Annotated in this window: 20 protein-coding genes; all 20 read right to left on the bottom strand. The window is 63.8% G+C overall.

Annotated features, from left to right (window positions below; all coding sequences use genetic code 11):
• Window positions 1-2: 2 nt before the first annotated feature.
• Complete coding sequence (locus AC07VS_RS21050; protein WP_494751867.1) at window positions 3-239, bottom strand: DUF2274 domain-containing protein; 237 nt, start codon at window positions 237-239, stop codon at window positions 3-5.
• Window positions 236-1,498 (bottom strand): TraB/TrbI/VirB10 family type IV secretion system protein, encoded by a 1,263-nt coding sequence (locus AC07VS_RS21055; protein WP_494751868.1) that lies wholly within the window; start codon window positions 1,496-1,498, stop codon window positions 236-238. Before AC07VS_RS21055 ends, AC07VS_RS21050 begins: the two co-directional genes overlap by 4 nt.
• 1 nt (window position 1,499) lies before the next feature.
• Window positions 1,500-2,510 carry a P-type conjugative transfer protein TrbG gene (trbG, locus tag AC07VS_RS21060; protein WP_494751869.1) on the bottom strand — a complete coding sequence of 337 codons (1,011 nt, stop codon included), beginning with the start codon at window positions 2,508-2,510 and terminating at the stop codon, window positions 1,500-1,502.
• The gene (gene trbF, locus AC07VS_RS21065; protein ID WP_494751870.1) at window positions 2,507-3,214 is read right to left on the bottom strand and encodes a conjugal transfer protein TrbF; all 708 of its coding nucleotides are present in this window, start codon (window positions 3,212-3,214) and stop codon (window positions 2,507-2,509) included. The genes trbG and trbF overlap by 4 nt, the downstream gene beginning before the upstream one ends.
• 11 nt (window positions 3,215-3,225) lie before the next feature.
• On the bottom strand, window positions 3,226-4,599 hold the full coding sequence (gene trbL, locus AC07VS_RS21070) for a P-type conjugative transfer protein TrbL (protein ID WP_494751871.1): 1,374 nt from the start codon (window positions 4,597-4,599) through the stop codon (window positions 3,226-3,228).
• A 5-nt stretch (window positions 4,600-4,604) separates the two neighbouring features.
• A complete protein-coding gene (locus AC07VS_RS21075; RefSeq protein ID WP_494751872.1) occupies window positions 4,605-4,895 on the bottom strand; it encodes an EexN family lipoprotein in 291 nt (96 codons plus the stop codon).
• 10 nt (window positions 4,896-4,905) lie between these two features.
• Window positions 4,906-5,637 (bottom strand): P-type conjugative transfer protein TrbJ, encoded by a 732-nt coding sequence (trbJ, locus tag AC07VS_RS21080; RefSeq protein ID WP_494751924.1) that lies wholly within the window; start codon window positions 5,635-5,637, stop codon window positions 4,906-4,908.
• 24 nt (window positions 5,638-5,661) lie between these two features.
• The gene (gene trbE / locus AC07VS_RS21085; RefSeq protein ID WP_494751873.1) at window positions 5,662-8,097 is read right to left on the bottom strand and encodes a conjugal transfer protein TrbE; all 2,436 of its coding nucleotides are present in this window, start codon (window positions 8,095-8,097) and stop codon (window positions 5,662-5,664) included.
• A 22-nt stretch (window positions 8,098-8,119) separates the two neighbouring features.
• Window positions 8,120-8,398: a VirB3 family type IV secretion system protein gene (locus tag AC07VS_RS21090; RefSeq protein ID WP_494751874.1), complete on the bottom strand. Its 279-nt coding sequence runs from the start codon at window positions 8,396-8,398 to the stop codon at window positions 8,120-8,122.
• Window positions 8,395-8,754, bottom strand: a complete 360-nt coding sequence (locus AC07VS_RS21095) for a TrbC/VirB2 family type IV secretion system protein (RefSeq protein WP_494751875.1) — start codon at window positions 8,752-8,754, stop codon at window positions 8,395-8,397. The genes AC07VS_RS21090 and AC07VS_RS21095 overlap by 4 nt, the downstream gene beginning before the upstream one ends.
• Window positions 8,751-9,788 carry a P-type conjugative transfer ATPase TrbB gene (gene trbB / locus AC07VS_RS21100; protein ID WP_494751876.1) on the bottom strand — a complete coding sequence of 346 codons (1,038 nt, stop codon included), beginning with the start codon at window positions 9,786-9,788 and terminating at the stop codon, window positions 8,751-8,753. Before trbB ends, AC07VS_RS21095 begins: the two co-directional genes overlap by 4 nt.
• Window positions 9,785-10,291, bottom strand: coding sequence for a CopG family transcriptional regulator (locus tag AC07VS_RS21105; protein ID WP_494751877.1), 507 nt, complete (start codon window positions 10,289-10,291; stop codon window positions 9,785-9,787). Before AC07VS_RS21105 ends, trbB begins: the two co-directional genes overlap by 4 nt.
• A complete protein-coding gene (locus AC07VS_RS21110; RefSeq protein WP_494751878.1) occupies window positions 10,288-12,321 on the bottom strand; it encodes a conjugal transfer protein TraG in 2,034 nt (677 codons plus the stop codon). The genes AC07VS_RS21105 and AC07VS_RS21110 overlap by 4 nt, the downstream gene beginning before the upstream one ends.
• Window positions 12,322-12,606: 285 nt before the next feature.
• Window positions 12,607-13,494, bottom strand: coding sequence for a LysR family transcriptional regulator (locus tag AC07VS_RS21115; protein WP_494751879.1), 888 nt, complete (start codon window positions 13,492-13,494; stop codon window positions 12,607-12,609).
• A gap of 256 nt (window positions 13,495-13,750) precedes the next feature.
• Window positions 13,751-14,917: an ABC transporter substrate-binding protein gene (locus AC07VS_RS21120; protein WP_494751880.1), complete on the bottom strand. Its 1,167-nt coding sequence runs from the start codon at window positions 14,915-14,917 to the stop codon at window positions 13,751-13,753.
• A gap of 82 nt (window positions 14,918-14,999) precedes the next feature.
• A complete protein-coding gene (locus AC07VS_RS21125; RefSeq protein WP_494751881.1) occupies window positions 15,000-15,986 on the bottom strand; it encodes a glutaminase in 987 nt (328 codons plus the stop codon).
• Between the two features lie 134 nt (window positions 15,987-16,120).
• Window positions 16,121-16,525, bottom strand: coding sequence for a RidA family protein (locus tag AC07VS_RS21130; protein WP_494751882.1), 405 nt, complete (start codon window positions 16,523-16,525; stop codon window positions 16,121-16,123).
• A gap of 57 nt (window positions 16,526-16,582) precedes the next feature.
• Window positions 16,583-17,725 carry an NAD(P)/FAD-dependent oxidoreductase gene (locus AC07VS_RS21135; RefSeq protein ID WP_494751883.1) on the bottom strand — a complete coding sequence of 381 codons (1,143 nt, stop codon included), beginning with the start codon at window positions 17,723-17,725 and terminating at the stop codon, window positions 16,583-16,585.
• Window positions 17,715-19,130: an FAD/NAD(P)-dependent oxidoreductase gene (locus AC07VS_RS21140; RefSeq protein WP_494751884.1), complete on the bottom strand. Its 1,416-nt coding sequence runs from the start codon at window positions 19,128-19,130 to the stop codon at window positions 17,715-17,717. Before AC07VS_RS21140 ends, AC07VS_RS21135 begins: the two co-directional genes overlap by 11 nt.
• Window positions 19,120-19,491, bottom strand: coding sequence for a (2Fe-2S)-binding protein (locus AC07VS_RS21145; protein ID WP_494751925.1), 372 nt, complete (start codon window positions 19,489-19,491; stop codon window positions 19,120-19,122). The genes AC07VS_RS21140 and AC07VS_RS21145 overlap by 11 nt, the downstream gene beginning before the upstream one ends.
• Between the last annotated feature and the right edge of the window lie 75 nt (window positions 19,492-19,566).

Genomic DNA, 19,566 nt, shown 5'->3' on the forward strand with positions numbered 1-19,566 from the left:
TTTTAGCGCTTTTCGGTAGCTTGCCTCCTCGCGTTCCTGAACCCCCTATCCTGCGCCATGAACGCCTCCAGCATGTACGGAACCAATGCCATGGCATCCACCGCCCCACCGTAGGTCTGCCCATGGAGTACCGCATACCGCTCCAACTCCGTCTTGAGACTGGCCGTGCAGGTGAAGGTCAGCTTGACGGTTTCAGTCTTGGGTAACGGTCCCAGCCGCAATTTCCTCGTACTGCTCATCTTGCCCCTCTCCGGCTTCCGTCATAGAACAGCGGTTGGTACGGCCGCAACACCAGATCCTTGCTCACCATCACCCGCACCGGGAACCCCGGCCGGATCGTCAGCGTCGGCTGAATGCTCATGTTCCGCTTGGTGATCTCCTGCCCCACCTGGTTCACCGCATCCTGCGCCCCTTCCCGGGCCGCGATCACGATGCGGTTGCCATCGGTACGACTCTCGGGCGCCGCCAACTCCGCCCCCACTCCCAGCAAGGTCGACAGCGCCGCCCCGGCCAGGATCCGGTCCCAGTGCCAATCCACCCCATCCTCCAGCCCCGCATACCCCGCAGGATCAATTCCCGGCAGCCGGTCCAGCGCCACCGACGAGGTGTCCGGTAGGATCAGCCGCGTCCACACCAGCAACACCCGCCGCTGCCCGAATGCCACTTGGCTGTCATACCGCCCCATCAGCCGCGAACCCTGCGGGATCAGCAAGTGTTTGCCCGTGGCCGTGTCATAGACCGCCTCGGTCACGTTGGCAATCACCTGCCCAGGCAGATCCGAGTTGATCCCCGTCACCAGCGCTGCGGGAATGACCGTCCCCGCCATCACTTGGTAAGGTGAAGTCGGCATCTGCAAGCTGCCAGGGTTGCGTGTCCCACCCTCCCCCGCCTTCACCAGGAACGCCTCCTTCGCATCCTGCCGGTCCTGCACTGCTGTCAGATCGGCCGGAGCCGCCTGCGGTGACGCCCCGGCCAACGGATCAAAACCCTGGTTCCCCGAGCCCACCGCCTGACTGCCCGCTGCAGCCTCCGCCCCCGCCGGCTTGGTGCCCCCGCCATGTCCGCTGCTCCGGAAGAACACCGATGACTTCGCCGCCTCCTCGGCCTGATCCAAATCCACTCCCGGCGCCCGCATCTCCATCGGCTGCTGCGACTTCACGATGGCCGGTCCAAGATCCCCAGGAAGCGGCGGTCCCAGCACCGGCGGCACTGCATTGACCAACCCCGAGTAGTCCTTCGGCAGCCGCTCCAGGTCCTCGGTGCGCGCAATGCGATCTACGTTGAAGAGTTCGGTATTGGCACCACGATCCCGCCGACTCGGACTCAAGGACCACAGCGTGGCCCCCAACACCGCAGCACTGAGCCCGCCTACCAGCACGATCAGCGTGCGGCGATTGAGCCGCGTCACCGGCCGAGGCGAGGCGCGCAATGCCATGGCCTCCGGATCAGCCTTGGGCGCCGCCGCACGCGGTGCTTCCGGCATATCGTTCGTACCCATGTCAGTTCCTCCGCGCCGAGCTCACACCGTCCGTGCGCTCGATCCGCACCACCTGGGCCTTGTCCCCGCCCAGGCGCAACTCGGCCGCGCCAAACAGCCGGTCCACCACGTAATACGGCGCCCGGTACCGGTAGTTCACCAACTGCCCATCCCCCTGCGGCCCGATCACAAACAAAGGTGGCAGCTCGCCCTGCGCAATGCCCCCAGGGAACTGGATATAGACCTTCTCCCCATCGTCGAAGGCGCGCAGCGGCTTCCAGGACGGGGAATCGCCACTGACCGCGTAGCGGAAGCGGATCTGCTCCAGCGTCATGCCCGTTTCCACCGGCGCACCAGCCTGCGCCTCGCGGGCCTGCTTCTGCAGCGCCAGCATGCGGTCCTTGGGGTAGTCCCAGGACACCGATGCCATCCAGGCCTGCGGCGTCGAAGACAGTTCCAGAAGATAGGTCCGGCGGTTCGTCGTGATGACGAGATTCGTCTTCAGCCCCACCCGCGTGGGCTTCACGAGGACGTTCACGCGCAGGTCCGCGCCCGAACCGCTGGCCGTGTCGCCCACGATCCAGCGCACCGTGTCCCCGGCCGAGACCGTCACCAGTTCCTCGCTGGGCTGCAGCGCGATGACTGTGACACGCCCCGGGCTCGCATAGACCTGGTACAGCGCCCCGTCGGCATAGGGCCAGACCTGGATCGCATTGACATAGCCCTCGCGCGAAGGAGCAATGCGCGCCTCCTCATTGGCCTTGGACACCCTGGCCTTCTCGTCAGCAAGCTCGGGAGCTAGCTTCCCATCGGCCTCGCGCCCCACAGGCTTCAACTGCCCCGGCAATGCCAGCGGCTGCGGCACCGCTAACGCCTCCACTGGCTTGGGCGTCTCCGGCAACAACTGAGCGGCCCTCTCCTGCCTGGGCTCATCGAGCGAGATCTCTGGCGGCTTGCGCGGCGACGCGCAACCTGCAGCCAGGATGGCCAGCAGGATCGCCGGCAGTACGCAAACACGGCTTTGTGCATTCATGGCTTCTTCACTCCTTCGGAGGTTTCCAGTTCACGGGTCCACGACAGTCCGTTGACGTAGATACCCAGGGGGTTCTTGCGCAGACGTTCCTCGGTGCGAGGCGCCTGCAACACGATGGAGAGCACAGCCGTCCAGCGGTCCAGCCCGGCAGCTTCTCCATTGACATATCGCCGCTCGGTCCATCGCACCTGAAACGAGGTGTCGCTAGCCCGCACCACGCTGTTGACCTGCACGGCCACCGACTGCTGCCCGATCCGAGAAAACGGATCGTTGGTGCGCGCGTAGTCGTTGAGGACTGCAGCCCCCTTGTCCGTGGTGTAGTCATAGGCTTCCAGCCAGCTCTGCCGCACCACGATCGGATCGATGGACAGCGAGCGCACGCTGCTGATGAACCGCGCCAGGTGAAACGCAATCTGCGCATCCGCCGGCTGGTACGGTGTGGCCGCCTCGCCCACCGCCCGCACCTGCCCCGCCTGATCCACCTCGATCACATAGGGCGTCACGATGGACTGCGCCGAGCGCCAGACCAGGCCGCCCGCCATCAGCAAGGCCAGCGACAGAGAACCAAAGGCCATCAGCCGCCAGTTCTTGGCTTGAACACGCGCACTGCCGATACGCTCGTCCCAGACCAGCCCTGCGGCCTGGTAGGGGGTGACGGGCTCGGGCGTTTCCGAGTACCGCACCCGGGGTCGTTTGAATCGCATGGAGGTTCTCCTCAAGAGTTCGAGTCATCGCGCAAGCTCGGACCGGAGCCGCTGCCCCCGTGGTCGCCCGAGCGCAGCGCATGCGCCGCCGTGGTGGCGGCATGCGTGGCCTGCTGCCGGCGCCGCATGCGCTGCGCCCACGCAGGTTCGGTGGTGGGTGAAGAGGAATTTCCCTCGGATGCGGTGTCGGTTGCCGCAGCGGCAGTTGGTGCTACCGCTTCGCTGACGAAGCCCGCAACGCTGGCCTTGACGGCCTTCGCACCGGAGGCAACGCGCTGACCCGCAGCCGTTGCTCCGGTCTTGGCAACGTTTCTCATGCCAGCGCCAGCAGCCCGTACGCCGCTGCCGCCCGAAGCGGCAGCGCCCGCCTGGTATGCCGACTTCGCACCGCGGGCCAGCGCACCGGCAGCGCGCGCAGCCGAGGCACCGCCACCAATGGCCGCCTTGGTGGCGCCAGGTGCCATGCGTGCCCCTGCAGCCACGGCCGAGCCCGCACCGGCCACGGCAGCGCCGCCAGCCACAGCCAGGCCAGTCGCGCCGATGGCTGTGCCCACCGCCGCGCCGGCACCAAGCTGCGGGGCCCCTGAGACCAGCCCCGTCGCAATCCCCGGCCCAAAGATCCCCAGCCCCAGCATGGCCAGCGCCGCCAGCATGATCACCAGCGCATGGTCGATGGAAGGCTCTGCTCCCGCTGGCGTCCTGAACTCCGCAAACAGCCCCGAGCCAATCCCCACGATAACGGCCAGCACCAACACCTTGATGCCCGAGGAGATCACGTTGCCCAGCACCTTCTCCGCCAGGAAGGCCGTCTTGTTCCACAGCGCGAACGGCACGAGCACGAAGCCCGCCAGCGTGGTCAGCTTGAACTCAATAAGCGTCACGAACAGCTGCACCGCCAGCACGAAGAAGCTCACGATCAGGACCAGCCACGCCAAGAACAGCACGGTGATCACGTCCAGGTTCGCGAACACCTCCGGGAACCCCGTCAGCTCGCTGATCTGCGCCATGATCGGCCGGCCCGCATCGATGCCCACCTTGGCCAGTTGCCCCGGCCGCAGAAACTGCGCCTGGGTCATTCCGGATCCCGAGGCGGTCAACCCCAGCCCCGCAAACGACTGAAACAGAATGCCCGCCAGCCGGTTGAAGTTGCCGATGATGAAAGCAAACGCCCCCACATACAGCACCTTCTTGATCAGCCGCGCGATCACATCGTCGCCCTGCCCCGAGGCATGGCCCATGGCCCAGAACAACCCGGCCAGCGTCACATCGATCACGATCAGCGTGGCGCTCAAGAACCGCACCTCGCCACCGAGAAGCCCAAACCCCGAATCGATGTACCGCGAGAACACGTCGAGGAAGCGGTCGATGACCGCCACGTCGTTCATGGCGCTCAATCCGTGGGGAGGTCGCTGGACGCCGCGCTCGCGGGCGACGATGCGGGTGGGCGCGCAGCCGGTATGTGTGCTGTCCCGCCACTCACGAAGCGCTGGCGCGTGGCCTCGGCCACCGCGTTGCACTGCGCATCACCCACCTTGACATGGTCTGCCTTGCACTGCGCGCGCAGTTCCCGGAGCCGCTCGGGGTTGACCACCAGCGATTCGACGGTCTCGATGGCAGGAGTTTTGTCGCAGCCAGCCACCAGCAGCGCGACGGACATGATCAGAACGTACTTGGACTTCATGGCCATCTCCTCATTGACCGTAGAAGCTGACCGGCGCCGCCGTGTATGGCGTGCCCTCACCCTGGAAGCGGCGCCGCACCTCGCGTGCCCGCTCTTGCACCGCCACCTGGCGTGCTTGCTCCAGCGCCACAGCCCGGTCCTGGGTGATCTGCAGCTGCTGCGCCTGCATGGACTGGCGCGACTGCAGGGCCAGCAGCTGGTTCGTCGCCTGCATGGCCTGCAAGGCACCCACGGCCGACTGGCTGCGGTTGACCAGGTCCGTGAGCGTGCGCTCGTCGCTCGCGAAGTTCTGCACCGCCTGGGACTGCACCTGGGTGGCGGTACGCAACGCCTCCAGCGAGTTCTGCCAGCGCTGGCGCGCATCCAGCGCCATCTGGTCGCCCGAGATCGCCGCGGTGTAGGCCTGCGGATACAGCCGCCGGAACTCGCCTTCCATCTGCTGCACGTTGAACGCCAGCCCCTGGGCCTGGCGTATCAGCTGGTTGGTCGCGGCCAAGGCCGCCCGCAACTCGCCCAGCGCGCTGGAATCCAGCTTGGCCAGGTTCAGTGCATCGTTCTGCAGCTGCCGGATCTGGTTGTTGATCTGCTCCAGCGTCCGCGCCGCCGTCAGGATGTTCTGGGAGAAGTTCGAGGGATCGAACACGATGCGGCCCCCAAACATCTGGGCCTGCGCAGGCACCGCCGCGCCGAGGGCCAGCGCCGCCGCGGCAACCAGCGTCACACGCAGCAGTTGAAACTTCATCTTGCAGTTCATGGAAAACCTCCTTCAGTGGGTTGAGATCGCGGGAAGCGAGGGAAATGGTGGAAACGAAGGGATGAGATCCGCAGCCCAGTCAAGGCCGCGATGGCGCAGCCAGGCGGCTGCAAAGTCCTGGGGAGCCCCCAAGGCCACCGCATCGATGTCGCGCTGGTGCTCCTGCGAGGACGCCCCTGCAAACGCCAGCGCCACGGGCCCGAGCCCCAGGTCAAACACCCGGTTACCCAGCCGGGACTGGTAGTAGTAGTCGCGCTTGGGCGTGGCCTGCGCGACGATGTCGATCTGCCGGCCGTTGAGGCCGAAGCCTTCGTAGATAACCCGGATCTGCGGCTCGGTCGCCTGCGGGTTGGGCAGAAAGATCCGGCTCGCGCAGCTCTCCACGATGGCCGGCGCAATGCTGGAACCTTGGATGTCCGCCAGCGACTGCGTCGCAAAAATGACCGACACGTTCTTCTTGCGCAGCGTCTTTAGCCACTGGCGGATGCGCGCGGCAAACACCGGGTCGTCCAAGAAGAGCCAGGCCTCGTCGAGGATCAGCAGCGTCGGCGCGCCATCAAAGCGCTCGTCAAAGCGCGCGAACAGATAGGACAGCACGGCCAGTGTCGCGGCCTTGCTGTGCATGAGCTCTTCCATCTCGAAGCACTGGACCGAGGAAGATCCCAGCCGGTCTACGTCCGCATCGAGCAGCTTGCCGTGGGCACCGCCCAGCACATAGGGCTGCAGGGCTTGGCGCAGCGCGTTCGATTGCAGCAGCACAGACAGGCCCGTCAACGTGCGCTGCTCCACCGGTGCGCTGGCCAGGCTGTTGAGCGCAGACCAGACTGCATCCTTCTCGGCCGGGCCCACAGACACTCCCTCGTGGATCAACCGCCCCTCGACCCACTCCGACGCCCAGGCGCGATAACCTTCCTGATCGATGCGCGCCAGCGGCTGAAAAGCGATCTCGCCATCCAGCCCCAAGTCATAGTGTTCGCCGCCCAGCCCGAGCACGGTAGCCCGCATCGAGCGTCCCATGTCGAAGGCGAGGATGCGCGAGTTCGGGTAGCGCCGGAACTGCAGCGCCAGGGTGGCCAGCAGCACCGACTTGCCCATGCCCGTGGGGCCGACCACCAGGGTGTGGCCCACGTCTCCGATGTGCGTGACCAGCCGGAACGGCGTGGCACCGTCCGTGCGCGTGACGATCAGGGGCGGCCCGCCCAGGTGCTTGTTGCGCTCCTGGCCGGCCCAGACCGCCGACACCGGCATCATGTGCGCCAGGTTCAGGGTGGAGACGATGGGCTGGCGCACATTGGCATAGGCATTCCCCGGGATTGACGACAGCCATGCCTCTACCGCATTCAGGGTCTCGGGAATGGTGACGAAGCCACGGCCCTGGATGGTCCGCTCCACCGCGCGCAGCTTCTCGTCGGCGGCGGTCGCATCGGCATCCAGCACGGTCACCGTCGCGGTGACATAGCCAAACGCCACCTGGTCACTGCCCAAGGCCTGCAGCGCCGCGTCGGCATCCGCGGCCTTGTTGGACGCGTCCGAATCCACCAGCGGACTCTCCTGCTGAAAAATCGTCTCGCGCAGCAGTGCCACGATGTTCTTGCGCTTGGCGAACCACTGGCGGCGCAGGCGGGTCAGCTCCTTCTCTGCTTCGGACTTGTCCAGGCACAGGAAGCGCGTGCTCCAGCGGTAGGCAAAGCCCAGCCGATTCAGGTCGTCCAGCACGCCCGGCCAGGTGGAGGTCGGAAAGCCCCGCACCGACAGCGTGCGCAGATGCAATGCCCCCAGCATCGGCGCCAGTCCACCCACCAGCGGCTCATCGGCCAGCAGCGCATCCAGGTGCATCGGTACCTCAGGCACAGCCACCGGATGCCGGCGCGTGGACACGCAATCGTGGAGGTAGGTCAGCGTCTGCGCATCGTCCAGCCAACCGATCTCCGGCATCACGCCTTCGAGCAGGTCCAAAAAACGCACCGACTCCGACACAAAGGCTTCGAGTCGCTCGCGCCAATCCACGCCCTCGGTCTTGCCGTTCTCGTAGAGCAGCTTGGCCGCGCGTGCCCTGCCCTCTTCCGGCGGCAGGTAGACCAGGGTGAGGTGGTAGCGGCTCTCGAAGTGGCTCGCGTCCTCCGCAAAGGCCGCTCGCCGCTCTTCGTCGACCAGCCAGGACAACGGTTCAGGAAACACAGACTGCGGGTAGTCACCCGCCTCCCGGCGTCCGGCCTCCACGAACAGCGCCCAGCCAGAGCCCAGGCGCCGCAGCGCATTGTTCAAGCGCGCCGAGGTGGCGATCAGTTCGCCTTGCGTCGCACTGTCCAGGTCCGGTCCACGGAACCGCGCCGTGCGCTGGAACGCACCGTCCTTGTTCAGCACAACACCGGGCGCAACCAGCCCGGCCCAAGGCAGCCAGTCGGACAGCAGCGCCGGTCGCCGGCGGTATTCGGCAAGGTTCAACATGGGGTGTTCTCCATGACAAGCCTCACACGTCCAGCAGCACACGGTGCTTGATGTGCCTCGCGAAAACCTGCATGAACTGCGCATCCACGCGCGCGCCCCAGACCGCGAGCGAGTGCCCCGCGACCCAGAGCACGAGGCCGGGAACCCACAACTGCAGGCCCAGGCCGACTGCGGCGGCCAGCGTGCCGTTGGTGATGGCGACCGTGCGCGGTGCGCCGCCCATCAGGATGGGCTCGGTCAGCGACCGGTGCAGCGGCACTTCAAAGCCCAGCACAGAGCCAGCGACGGTGCTGTTGCTCATACCAGCACCGCCCCACCAGCGAACGAGAAGAACGAAAGAAAGAAGCTCGATGCGGCGAACGCGATGGACAGCCCGAAGACGATCTGCACCAGCTTGCGAAAGCCCCCGCTGGTATCGCCGAACGCGAGCGTCAGACCAGTGGCGATGATGATGATCACGGCGACGATGCGCGCCACAGGGCCCTGAATGGATTCGAGGATGGACTGCAGCGGCGCCTCCCAGGGCATGTTGGAGCCCGCCGCGTGCGCGGGCAGTGCGAAAGCCAACAGCACCGCGGCCAGCAGCAGGATCTGCAGCGCCAAACGCAAGCGCCCGGTGTGCAGAGACGGATTTACGAAAATGCGCGAAGTCGTCATGACGGTTCTCCTGGAAGTGACGGCGATGAAGGAAGCGATGGCAGTGGCGTGGACGCCAGTTCGTGGCTGAGCTGATAGCCGTGCGCGTCGAGGCCGACGACGCGTGCGATGGCCTCGATGCGGCGCTTACGGCCGCGCCCGGCGATAAAGACAATGACGTTGATGGTCTCGGCGATCAGCGCGCGCGGCACGTTCACCGAAACCTCCTGCACCAGTTGCTCCAGGCGCGTGAGCGCGCCCATCGCGGAGCCCGCATGCACGGTGGCGATGCCACCCGGGTGGCCCGTGCCCCAGGCCTTGAGCAGGTCCAGCGCCTCGGGACCCCGCACCTCGCCAACAACGATGCGGTCGGGCCGCAGGCGCAGCGTGGAGCGCACGAGTTCGGTCATGCTGACCACGCCTGGCCGTGTGCGCAACGGCACGTGGTCATCCGCCGTGCACTGCAACTCCATGGTGTCTTCCAGCACGATCACGCGGTCACCAGTGGCGGCGATCTCGTCAAGCAGGGCATTGGCGAGAGTGGTCTTGCCCGTGCTGGCACCACCAGCGATCAGGATGTTCTGGCGGTCGCGTACGGCAAGACGCAGGAATGAGGCCTGGTCGGCGGTGAGGATGCCGTCGGCCACGTAGTCTTCCAGGCGGATCAGCGCGACGGCGCGCTTGCGCAGCGCGAAGACAGGGCCTGGTGTGACCGGCGGAAGCGCACCCTCGAAGCGCTCGCCGGTCTCGGGCAGCTCGGCAGTCAGGAGCGGCTTGTCCGCATGAACCTCGGCGCGCACGTGTGCCGCAATCAGGCGGATGATGCGCTCCCCATCGGCGGGCGAAAGGGTAACGCCCATCGGCGCACGGCCGGTGCTCAGACGGTCCAGCCACAGCGAACCGTCCGGGTTGAGCAGCACTTCGACCACATCGGGGTCGGCCAGCGCCTGCGTGATTTCTGGCCCCATCGCCGTGCGCAGCATGCGGATGCGACGGTCCAGCGCCAGTGATGCCGGCGCGACGGGTTTGTTCGGCTCGCGCGGCGCTCCGGTCATGAAGCCACTTCCGATTTGCTACCGGCCGGGGTCGCCGGCCGATCGTCTCCAGTGGTGTTCCCCACGGGATCACCCAATCCGAAGAATTGGCTGTCCTCGGGCTGGATCTCCTCGTACACATCCTTGACCAGACTGCGCCCGCGCAGCAGATGGCGGCCGAGCTGTTCGATGAACTGCTCGAAGCGGGCGCGGCCTTGGGCGCGCGCCGCCTCCTGATGTGCCTCGGGAACCGGCGTGCTGACGGTAAGGAAGTAGCGCACGTACAGCGCCACCGTCTCGATCAGGATGTTCTGATCGCGTTCGAGCTTGTCGACCTGGCGCGAGAGGCGGTCCAGCCGCTTGGCGATGGCGGCCTCCCGCTGATCACCACTGTCGGGCGAGAGGAACGAGGACAGCGCGGCGGCGATGATCGAGGATTTGGACAGACCCTTCATCGCTGCCAGCTCGTCGAGCCGACGCGCGTGGTCGCGTTCGAGGAAGATGTTCAGGCGAGCGCGGCTCATAGGGCAATCCCGTCGTCAGGGTCGAGCGCGGCCAGCCGCGCAGCGCGCTGCAGGCGCGGGTCGAGTTGCGTCGGCATCGGAAGCGGCGAGTCGTCGTCATCGAGCAAGCCGAGATCGTCGGCGGCGGGCTCGGCCTGCGGCGAATAGGTAACCTCACCAAGCTCAGGCTGCTGCTGGCGGCCGCCGTCATCGACGGAGCCGGCCTGGCCGGCAAGGGCCATGCCGAGGATGGGCGCCGCCAGCGGCGCCAGGCCGCTCCAGTCGTCGGCGCGCGGCGCCGGGGCGTCGGCGTAGTGGCCAGCCACGGTGAGCAATGGCGCTGGCTTCACGCGCACCGTGAAGTTGCGGTCAAGGTAATAGCGGATCTTGCGCGCGCGGATCGGCGCATGGCCCGACACCATCACCACGGCATCGTCGGGTGGCAGTTGCATGACCTCGCCCGGCGTCAGCAGCGGCCGTGCCGTCTCCTGGCGCGAGACCATCAGGTGCCCGAGCCACGGCGCGAGCCGGTGGCCCGCGTAGTTGCGCTGCGCGCGCAGCTCTGTGGCCATGCCCAGCGCGTCGGAAATGCGCTTGGCGGTTCGCTCATCGTTCGTGGCGAACGCAATGCGCACGTGGCAGTTGTCCAGAATCGAATGGTTCTGGCCGTAGGCCTTGTCGATCTGGTTGAGCGACTGAGCGATCAGGAAGGCACGCAGGCCGTAGCCCGCCATGAACGCCAGCGCCGATTCGAAGAAGTCCAAGCGCCCAAGAGCGGGAAACTCGTCGAGCATCAGCAGCAACTTGTGCTTGCGAGCAATACCGTCGGAACCGTCCAGCGACTCCGTGAGACGCCGGCCGATCTGGTTGAGGATCAGGCGGATCAGCGGCTTGGTGCGGCTGATGTCCGAGGGTGGCACCACCAGGTACAGCGATACGGGATGCTTGGCCGAAATCAGATCGGCGATGCGCCAGTCGCAATGTGAGGTGACTTCGGCCACCGTGGGATCGCGATACAGGCCGAGGAAGCTCATGGCGGTGGACAGCACGCCCGAGCGCTCGTTGTCGCTCTTGTTGAGCACTTCGCGTGCGGCTGAAGCCACCACCGGGTGGACCTCTCCACCAAGATGCCGCGTGGTCATCATGCGGTGCAGCGTCACCTCGAAGGGGCACGCCGGATCGGACAGAAAGTTGGCGACGCCGCGCAGAGTCTTGTCCTCGCCGGCATAGAGCACATGCAGGATGGCACCGACCAGCAGCGCGTGGCTGGTCTTCTCCCAGTGATTGCGCCGCTCCAGCGCGCCTTCGGGGTCCACCAGGATATCGGCGATGTTCTGCACATCGCGCACTTCGTGCATGCCTTTACGCACTTCAAGTAGCGGGTTGTATGCGGCCGACTTCGCATCGGTGGGGTTGAACAGCAGGCAGTGCGAGAAGCGCACGCGCCAGCCGGCCGTGAGCATCCAGTTCTCACCCTTGATGTCGTGGATCACGGCCGAGCCGGGCCAGGACAACAGCGTAGGAACCACCAGGCCCACCCCCTTGCCCGAGCGCGTTGGCGCGAATGCCATTACGTGCTCGGGACCGGCATGCCGCAGGTAGTTATCGTCCTTGCGGCCAAGGAAGACACCGGCCGGTCCGGTCAAACCGGCCTTGCGGATCTCATCACCCTCTGCCCAACGCGCGGAGCCATACGTGGTCACGCGCCGCGCCAGCCGGGAGCGCCACACCGCCATGGCAATGGCCACGCCGGTGGCGAGCAGGCCGCTGGCTGCGGCAAGAGCGCCGCCCCGCAGGAAGACATCCGGGGCGTAGGCGTCATACCAGTACCACCACTCGAACAGCTTCCAGGGCTCATAGACCGGAAGCCCCGCCATGTCCACCCACGCAGGGCCCAGCCGTGGCTGATAGCCGAGTGCGTGCGCGGTCCACTGCGTGGCGCCCCATACGCCCACGAAAGCCACGCTCAGGACGGCAGCAATCTGACCAAACAGAATGCCCGTCTGGACGTTCGACGTCCCGCCTTCGCCAACTCCGGTTCGAACTGCCATGTGCCATGCTCCCTTTGACGCTCCATCGCGCCATGCGCATGTGCGCCCTTATGGCGCGCATGGCACGAGTCTGGAATCAATGTGCCGTGCAGTACACCCGCGCGGGCGTAGCTCAGCGAAGGCTGGCGAGCATGTCGCTAGAAAGTGCAGTGGGCTGGCTGGATTCCAAGATGCTGGAGACGCAAATGACCCAGCATTTCTGGCTAGGAGCATCCATCGATCGAGGTCCCGCGTCCAAGACCGAATCGGCGATGAACGGCGCGATATCGCCCCAGTCGGTAACTTTCATGACAAAGTGCGGACGTGGGTTAGGAACCGTTGCAGCGGTTCGGCTACGCCGAAGCGCTGGTGCTTGTGCAGCACAAAAGTGGTGATGTGTTCTTCCTCTGCCAGCGGCACGGCGAGAACGTCGTCGCGCTGCAGCGCCCATGTATGCCCAGCATCGGTCAGACCCACGCCGGCACCAGCCGCGACACGGGTCACATAGCCCGACAGAGTGCTGGCAGCACCCGTGAGCGTGGCCTGTTCGGTGTACTTGCGCACGATCGTTCGCATCTGCACAAAGAGACCGGGCAGACGCTCCTCGTTGCAGGACAGTAGTGGAAACGCAAGCAGCTCTGATAGAGGAATCGCAGCTTGCGCTGCAAGCTCATGGCCGCGGGGCAACAGCGCCACGACGTGATGGCGCCACGCAGGTGTCTGTGCGATGGCTTCGTAATCCGGTACGCCGAAGGAGAAACCCGCATCAATTTCCTCGCTCCTGAGCGCGTCCGCCAGTTCGCGTGCACGCATTTCCGAAATCTCAAGAGGCACCTCGGGCGCAACTAGACGCCAGCGGTTGAGGCATTCGGACAATCTGGGCTGCGCGATGCCATCGGCGACGCCAATGCTCAGCGGCGCTTGGTACAAGGCATGGGTGTGGCGCACCGTTCGCTTGACCCGCTCCAGCCGGACCAGGAGCTTGCGACATTCCTTCAGCAGCTTCATTCCAGCCGGTGTGACCTTGAGACTGCGCGGTAGGCGGACGAACAACGGGACGCCCAGTTCCTCCTCAAGATCCCGGATAGCGCGCGACAGCGGGCTTTGATCAATGTGGATGCGCTCGGCGGCGCGCCGGAAGCTCAGGTCCTCGGCTACAGCGATGAAGTAGCGCAGGTGCCGCAGCTCAATCACCTGTGCCTCGCTATCGGACAGTTGACGTCACTGCGTCGTCCGTTGACTGGCCGGCCGGCTCTGACCGTTCCACCGAGTTCGGTGTTCACCAGCACGCTCACGCCTTTTTGCAGTAGTCGCAGAAACCGTCCAGCCGAGATGCCCATGACCTGTGTCGTACTTGACGCGGCGCAAGAACTTCTCGGCCACGAGCATCGCCTCGCTTTCAACAGAACGGCATCCTTGACCATATCAACACCTATCAACGAGAGGCGGCCTACTGGAGTATCTTCCCCACCCTGGTGACAATCGAAAGCTCCACGAGCTTCGAACCGGTGCGCTGGCCACGCCGGAAGTCCAGCGCGTACCCCGCTAGATCCAATTTGCTGATCGACTCAATGGACATCGGTATGGTCTCGCGTGACGGTCGTGAGCCTTGGCGGCGCACAGCTTCCACGATGACCTTGGCCGTGATATAGCCTTCGATCATGGCGTAGCTCACTGGCACCTCTAGGTTTCTCGACTTCGCAACAAGATCGGTGAACTCCTTCGTCAGCAGACTGGACACCTTGTACGGATTCGGTGTGACTTGAGCGATGGCCACTCCCTGCGTCTGCTCTTCGGCCAATCGCTTGGACAGTTGCTCGATGTCGGCACCTGAATGCGCCAACAATTGCGCCGCACCGCCAGCCTCTCGGTATTGCTCAATGAATGTCGCAGCTGCGGCGCCGGATGAGACTAGGATGATCGCCTGCGGTGCCGATTTCAGAAATGCTCCCACCGAAGTTGCCACGCTCGCCGTTCCCGCCGGGTAGCTAGCGCGTGAGACAACGGCGATGCGCGCACGCTTCGCAGCATCGTCGGTGGCGTCTATCAGTGCTTGGGCGCTTTGCCCATCCTCGTAGAAGAGGCCGAGCCGGGTGATTCCAATGATGGCCAAGTGCTCGATCATCTTATTCACCTCGTCACTAAGGCCGGCACGGGTGTTGTAGAGCCATGGAGTTTCCGGCCGGATCTCTGCGACGCGGTAGCCGATCAGTGCGATTCGCTCCCGTTCGAGAATGCCGGAGCCGACCAACTCACCAACATTGCGTCCACCGAAGTAGCCAGCCAGAATCAACGGCTTGTGCTCGGCCAGTATCTGCTTGGTGGCACTCACCGTGTCTGCCGGACGTCCGCCGTCGTCCCGGCGCACAAGCTTGAATAAGTGACCATTGACGCCGCCAGCCTTGTTCACTGAATCGAAGAGCAACTGCATGCCGGTCGAGTACGCGCGGCCTTGACTGGCCTCCATCCCGGACAATGGCGCGACCTGCCCGACCACCACCTCAGATGCCTGTAAGTAGCCAGCCCCGAGAACTGTGGCCGTGACAATCGTGCTTCGCACCGCTCGTTTCACGGACCTGACACCGACTGCGAGCAGAGTCGGAATGATCAATTTCATGTGGTTACCTTTTGGACGATAGCTTCTTATCGACTTTCAATTTTCCTGACAGGGCGATCCCATTCTTAAATCGCCCCTAACGTCACAGAACGCCCGATTGGCTCTTGCAAACGTCAGTGTTTAAGCGCACCCGCTCACGCGCTCCAAGAAGTGATAGTCCGGTATGACTCGCAAAGATCTCGATTGCACGTGCAGCCGCGATGCTGTTTCCGGATTCATCCAGCCCTGGTGACCATGCGCATAGGCTCCCAACTCCCGGAATGACCGCGACGATCCCTCCTCCCACTCCACTCTTCATCGGCAATCCGACTCGAGCGGCGAAGTCACCTGCGGCATCGTATGTTCCGCACGTGAGCATTAGGGCAACTACGCTGTGCCGCTGGGAGGTTTTCAGAGAATCACGTGTGTCAGCGATCGAAAACCCATTGTCCGCTGCGAGTGGCAATGCGCATCGCGCGATCTGACGCGCAGTCATAGCGAGTGCGCATTGTCGGCAATACGTGTCCAGCACTGCATCAACAGAGTTTCGGATGGATCCGTAACTCTTGAGAAGATGGGCTATAGCTGCATTGCGGTGACAGCTTTCCCGCTCCGATCGCATAACGCCTTGATCAATATCGATTTGTTCGTCGCCCGCGCCCAATCGCAAGTTTTGAAGCAATGCAAGTTCAGGTTGCGCAAATCGGGAGCAAAGTATGTCAGTGACAACAAGCGCCCCCGCGTTCACAAATGGGTTTCGCGTTGCGCCGGCCTCGTGATCAACCTGCACAAGCTCATTGAACGGCCTCCCCGATGGCTCCCTCCCAACTCGGCTCCAGACCTCATCGCCTACACGCTCCAACGCAAGCTTCAAAGCGAAGAGCTTGGAGATGCTTTGAATCGAGAACGATACATCAGCGCCGCCGACAAAAGCCTCCTGGCCATCCAGCGTGATGAACGCCATGCCAAACTGCATCTGATTGACGCGTGTCAGCTGCGGAATGTATTTCGGTAACACACCCTGCGGCAACAGCGGTTTCACCACTACGGCTATGTGCGTGAGAAGTGCTTGCGCATCCTTGTTTTTCATGTCGTTGACGACTTGCCTTTGGCGTCTTATTCCAGGCCGTTGAAATGACGGAGATTTCGAAGTGAAAGGGCTGCATAAACTCCTTTTTTCATTCCTTGAAATCCGTTGCTACTCACATAGACGGAATCTTCGGATCAACGCAGCGCGGCAGTCACCGTCACCTCGAATAGGAGATTCTCTGAAGCAAGCCGGGCCTCCACGGTCGTTCTTGCCGGCGCCGCACCAAGCGGGATCCAGTCCTCCCAAACCTCATTCATCGCAGCGAAGTCATTGATGTTGCGCAGGTAAAGGGTGGCTGCGAGGATTCGAGCTCGGTTGCTACCTGCATCGGCCAGGAGTGCATCGACCCGCGATAAAGCCTCCTTCACCTGAACTTTGATTCCAGCGCTTTCGTTGGGGCTGCCACTTGCGGTCTGTCCGCATAAATAGATCAGTCCCGAATACCGGACGATCTTGCTCATTCGTGCGTTCGTATGGATGCGCTCGACATCATTGAGAGCGCCTGCAACAGGCGGGGATGAGATATGTTGATAGGTCACGGCGATACGGAGAAATTCGGAGACTGCATAGGGTGTGGATGGAGTACAGGAGTACCGTCAATGCGCATTGACTGATGCGAACCTATCCACGGCGAACGGAGCAATCGGCAATGATGACTGTCCCTCAAGCACCAACTCAGCCACGATCTTTCCACCAATGGGGCCGAGCTCAAAGCCATGAGCTGAGAAACCAAAGATGTGAATTAGCTGTGGCGCACGTGTACTCATTCCAATGACGGGGATTTCATCTGGCATGAACGCTTCCACTCCGGCCCAGGCACGCACGACATTGATGCCTGCGAGGTGGGGAAACAGGTCGGTTACCGTCTTCGCACTGGATGGGAGCCGGAAAAAGTCAACATCACCGTGACGCTGCACCATGTCGGCCCCACAACGGAGGCCGCCGCCAATGAGTACCGTCCCATTGGCGAACTGCTTGAAAGACAGCGGCCGTCCTGCCGCGCCGAGAACCGGCCCGATGAAGTGCGGAACACGCTGAGTGATCATCAGCATGAGTCCCCCCGGCTGAATGGGCACCGAATCTCCCACCTGCGCAGCAAACTCACCAGCCCAAGCCCCTGCCGCATTTACCAGCCATGGAGCGGTGAATGCACCGTACGGCGTGGTGACGCGCCATTGATCGCCGACCCGCTCGATTGTTTGCGCAGGTGTGCCTTCATGAAACTGTGCTCCAAGCCGCTGTGCGGCACGACGAAATGCCATGACGGCACGAAACGGCACTGCGTGGCCGTCATCTTTGACCCAGATGCCACCGACAACATGACGTGCTAGCCTCGGCGCAATTTCGCGGATTTGCTGAGCATCGACTATGACTTCATGCGTATAGCCCAGCGCGTTCAAAGTTGCGACACGCCCTCGCAGCTTGTCGAGTTCCTGAGGCGACTCGGCCACTTGGAGCTGGCCACTTGCCACAAATGATCCGTCCTCGCCGATCAGCTCGGGCAGGCGATGCCAAAGGTCCAGGGACGCACGCGCCAGCGGAACCTCAGCATGATGGCGCCCCAAGGTGCGCACGCCTCCAGCGTTTACACCCGATGCGTGGCGCGCGCAATACTCTGCTTCGAGCAACGTAACCTTGGCGCCGCGGCTTGCCAGATGGTAGGCACTGGACGTTCCGTGGAAGCCTCCCCCTATCACAATGACATCGCTGCCACGAGGCAGTCTGGCATCAGGCTTCATGGGCCAACTCCCCTAACGTGATCGGCTTGATCGGTGGTCGAATACGGAAGTAGCCTACCTCGGCCGGCAACACGCCTCGTGCATGTGCAATTACCTCCGTCACTGTCAGACCACACTGGCGGCCTTGGCACGGCCCCATGCCGCAGCGGCCGAAGCTCTTGGCCTGATTAGGACCAGCACAGCCCATGCGGACGAAGCCGCGCAGGTCACCCGCCGTGACCTCTTCGCACCGGCAAACGATCGTGCCGTCTGCAGGAATGCGGTTGGCTTGTTTGGGGCGATACAAGGCGTCGAGAAAGGACCGGATGAACAGATGCTGGCGCATCTCAGCGCGCAGCGGCTCTGCCAGATCGTCCCGAACGAGGTCATCAAGCTGTCGAACTTGCGCTGTCGCGGCCAAGCTGGCCAGCTTTCCCTGCAATGCAGCGACCTGTGCTCCACCGATTCCACGTCCATCGCCAGCCACGAAGATGCCAGGCACGTCTAGTTCACCCCACGCGTTCGTCACGGGCACCCAGCACAACTGGGCATCGTCCCAAATATGCCCAGCGCGGAGCGACCAAGTGAACTGGGTATTTGGAACCACGCCCTGATGCAACAACACGACCGGACTGCGCACTTCGTGCGGCGTACCGCGGCTGATGAACCCAATACCTTGTGCTTCGCGTTCGCCGATAACATGCAAGTCAGTCGCGCCGCCGTAGAACGGCACACCGGCGCGCCGAAGGGTGGCCATGAGTGTCAAACCCTTCTTTAGGTATCGCCAACCTGCCAAGGCGCCGCCGACATGCCGCAGTGCGCGGCGATAATCTGTTCCACTGGTGGTATCGACGATAGCGGCAATCGGTACACCGGCCTGAACATACTGCCAACCCAGCAGGTACAGCAGCGGACCGCACCCTGCCAGCACCACAGGCGATCGAGGCGTCATGCCGGAGCCCTTGAGCAGAATTTGCGCCGCTCCCGCCGTCATCACCCCGGGCAGTGTCCAACCGGGAATGGGGAAGGGCCGCTCCATCGCCCCAGTACACAGCAGCACCCGCTGCGCCTGAACACTGCGCATAGCGCCGTGCTGCAAGTAGTGCACTTGGTGCTGTGGCGTAACCTGCCAAACAGCTGCGCCAGTGATATGGTGCGCCCCGCTCGCCACGAATTCCCGGGCCAGTTCCGCTCCGACCGCGTAATCTGGACCGAGTACATGGATGCGTTCGGGCGGCGCAGCGGTAACCCCCCGGTAGATCTGCCCGCCTGCGGCGAGCTGTTCATCAAGCAGCGCAACGCTGGCGCCGTGCCGGCGCGCGGTCACGGCTGCAGCCATACCAGCAGGGCCGGCTCCAACGATGGCGATGTCAACAGTATCGACCTGCTGAAGAGACGCTATCTGAGGCGAAGCTTCAGCTGCCATGGTGAGCTCCCCCGGCAGTGGCTTGGGCAAGTGCCAAGTCTTGGTCGTCAGAGGAATCGAGGAAGTCCGGCAGGCTATCTTGCGTGCGGATATCCATACCGGCGCGCAGCGGCACCAAGCAACCTTGGCGGTTGGGGACGCCGTCGATTTCGAGCAGGCATTCGAAGCAAACGCCCATCATGCAGTACGGCGCCCGGCCCTCTCCAGACACTGGTGATTTGCGGAATCGCCGGACGCCTGCCGCGAGCAGAGCAGCAGCGACACTGGACGCGGTGGGCACTTGCAGAGGTTTATGATTGAACGTCACTTCTACAAGACTCTCGACACCAGCGAACGGCTGGAATAATGGTTCAGCGGACATAGCAATAGAAATACGGTCAAGGAGCCAGTGACCCTGGGGAACGGCTGGTCGCAACTTATGCAGCAGCGCTGTAGT

This window comes from Curvibacter sp. GW821-FHT01G03 (assembly GCF_059422285.1).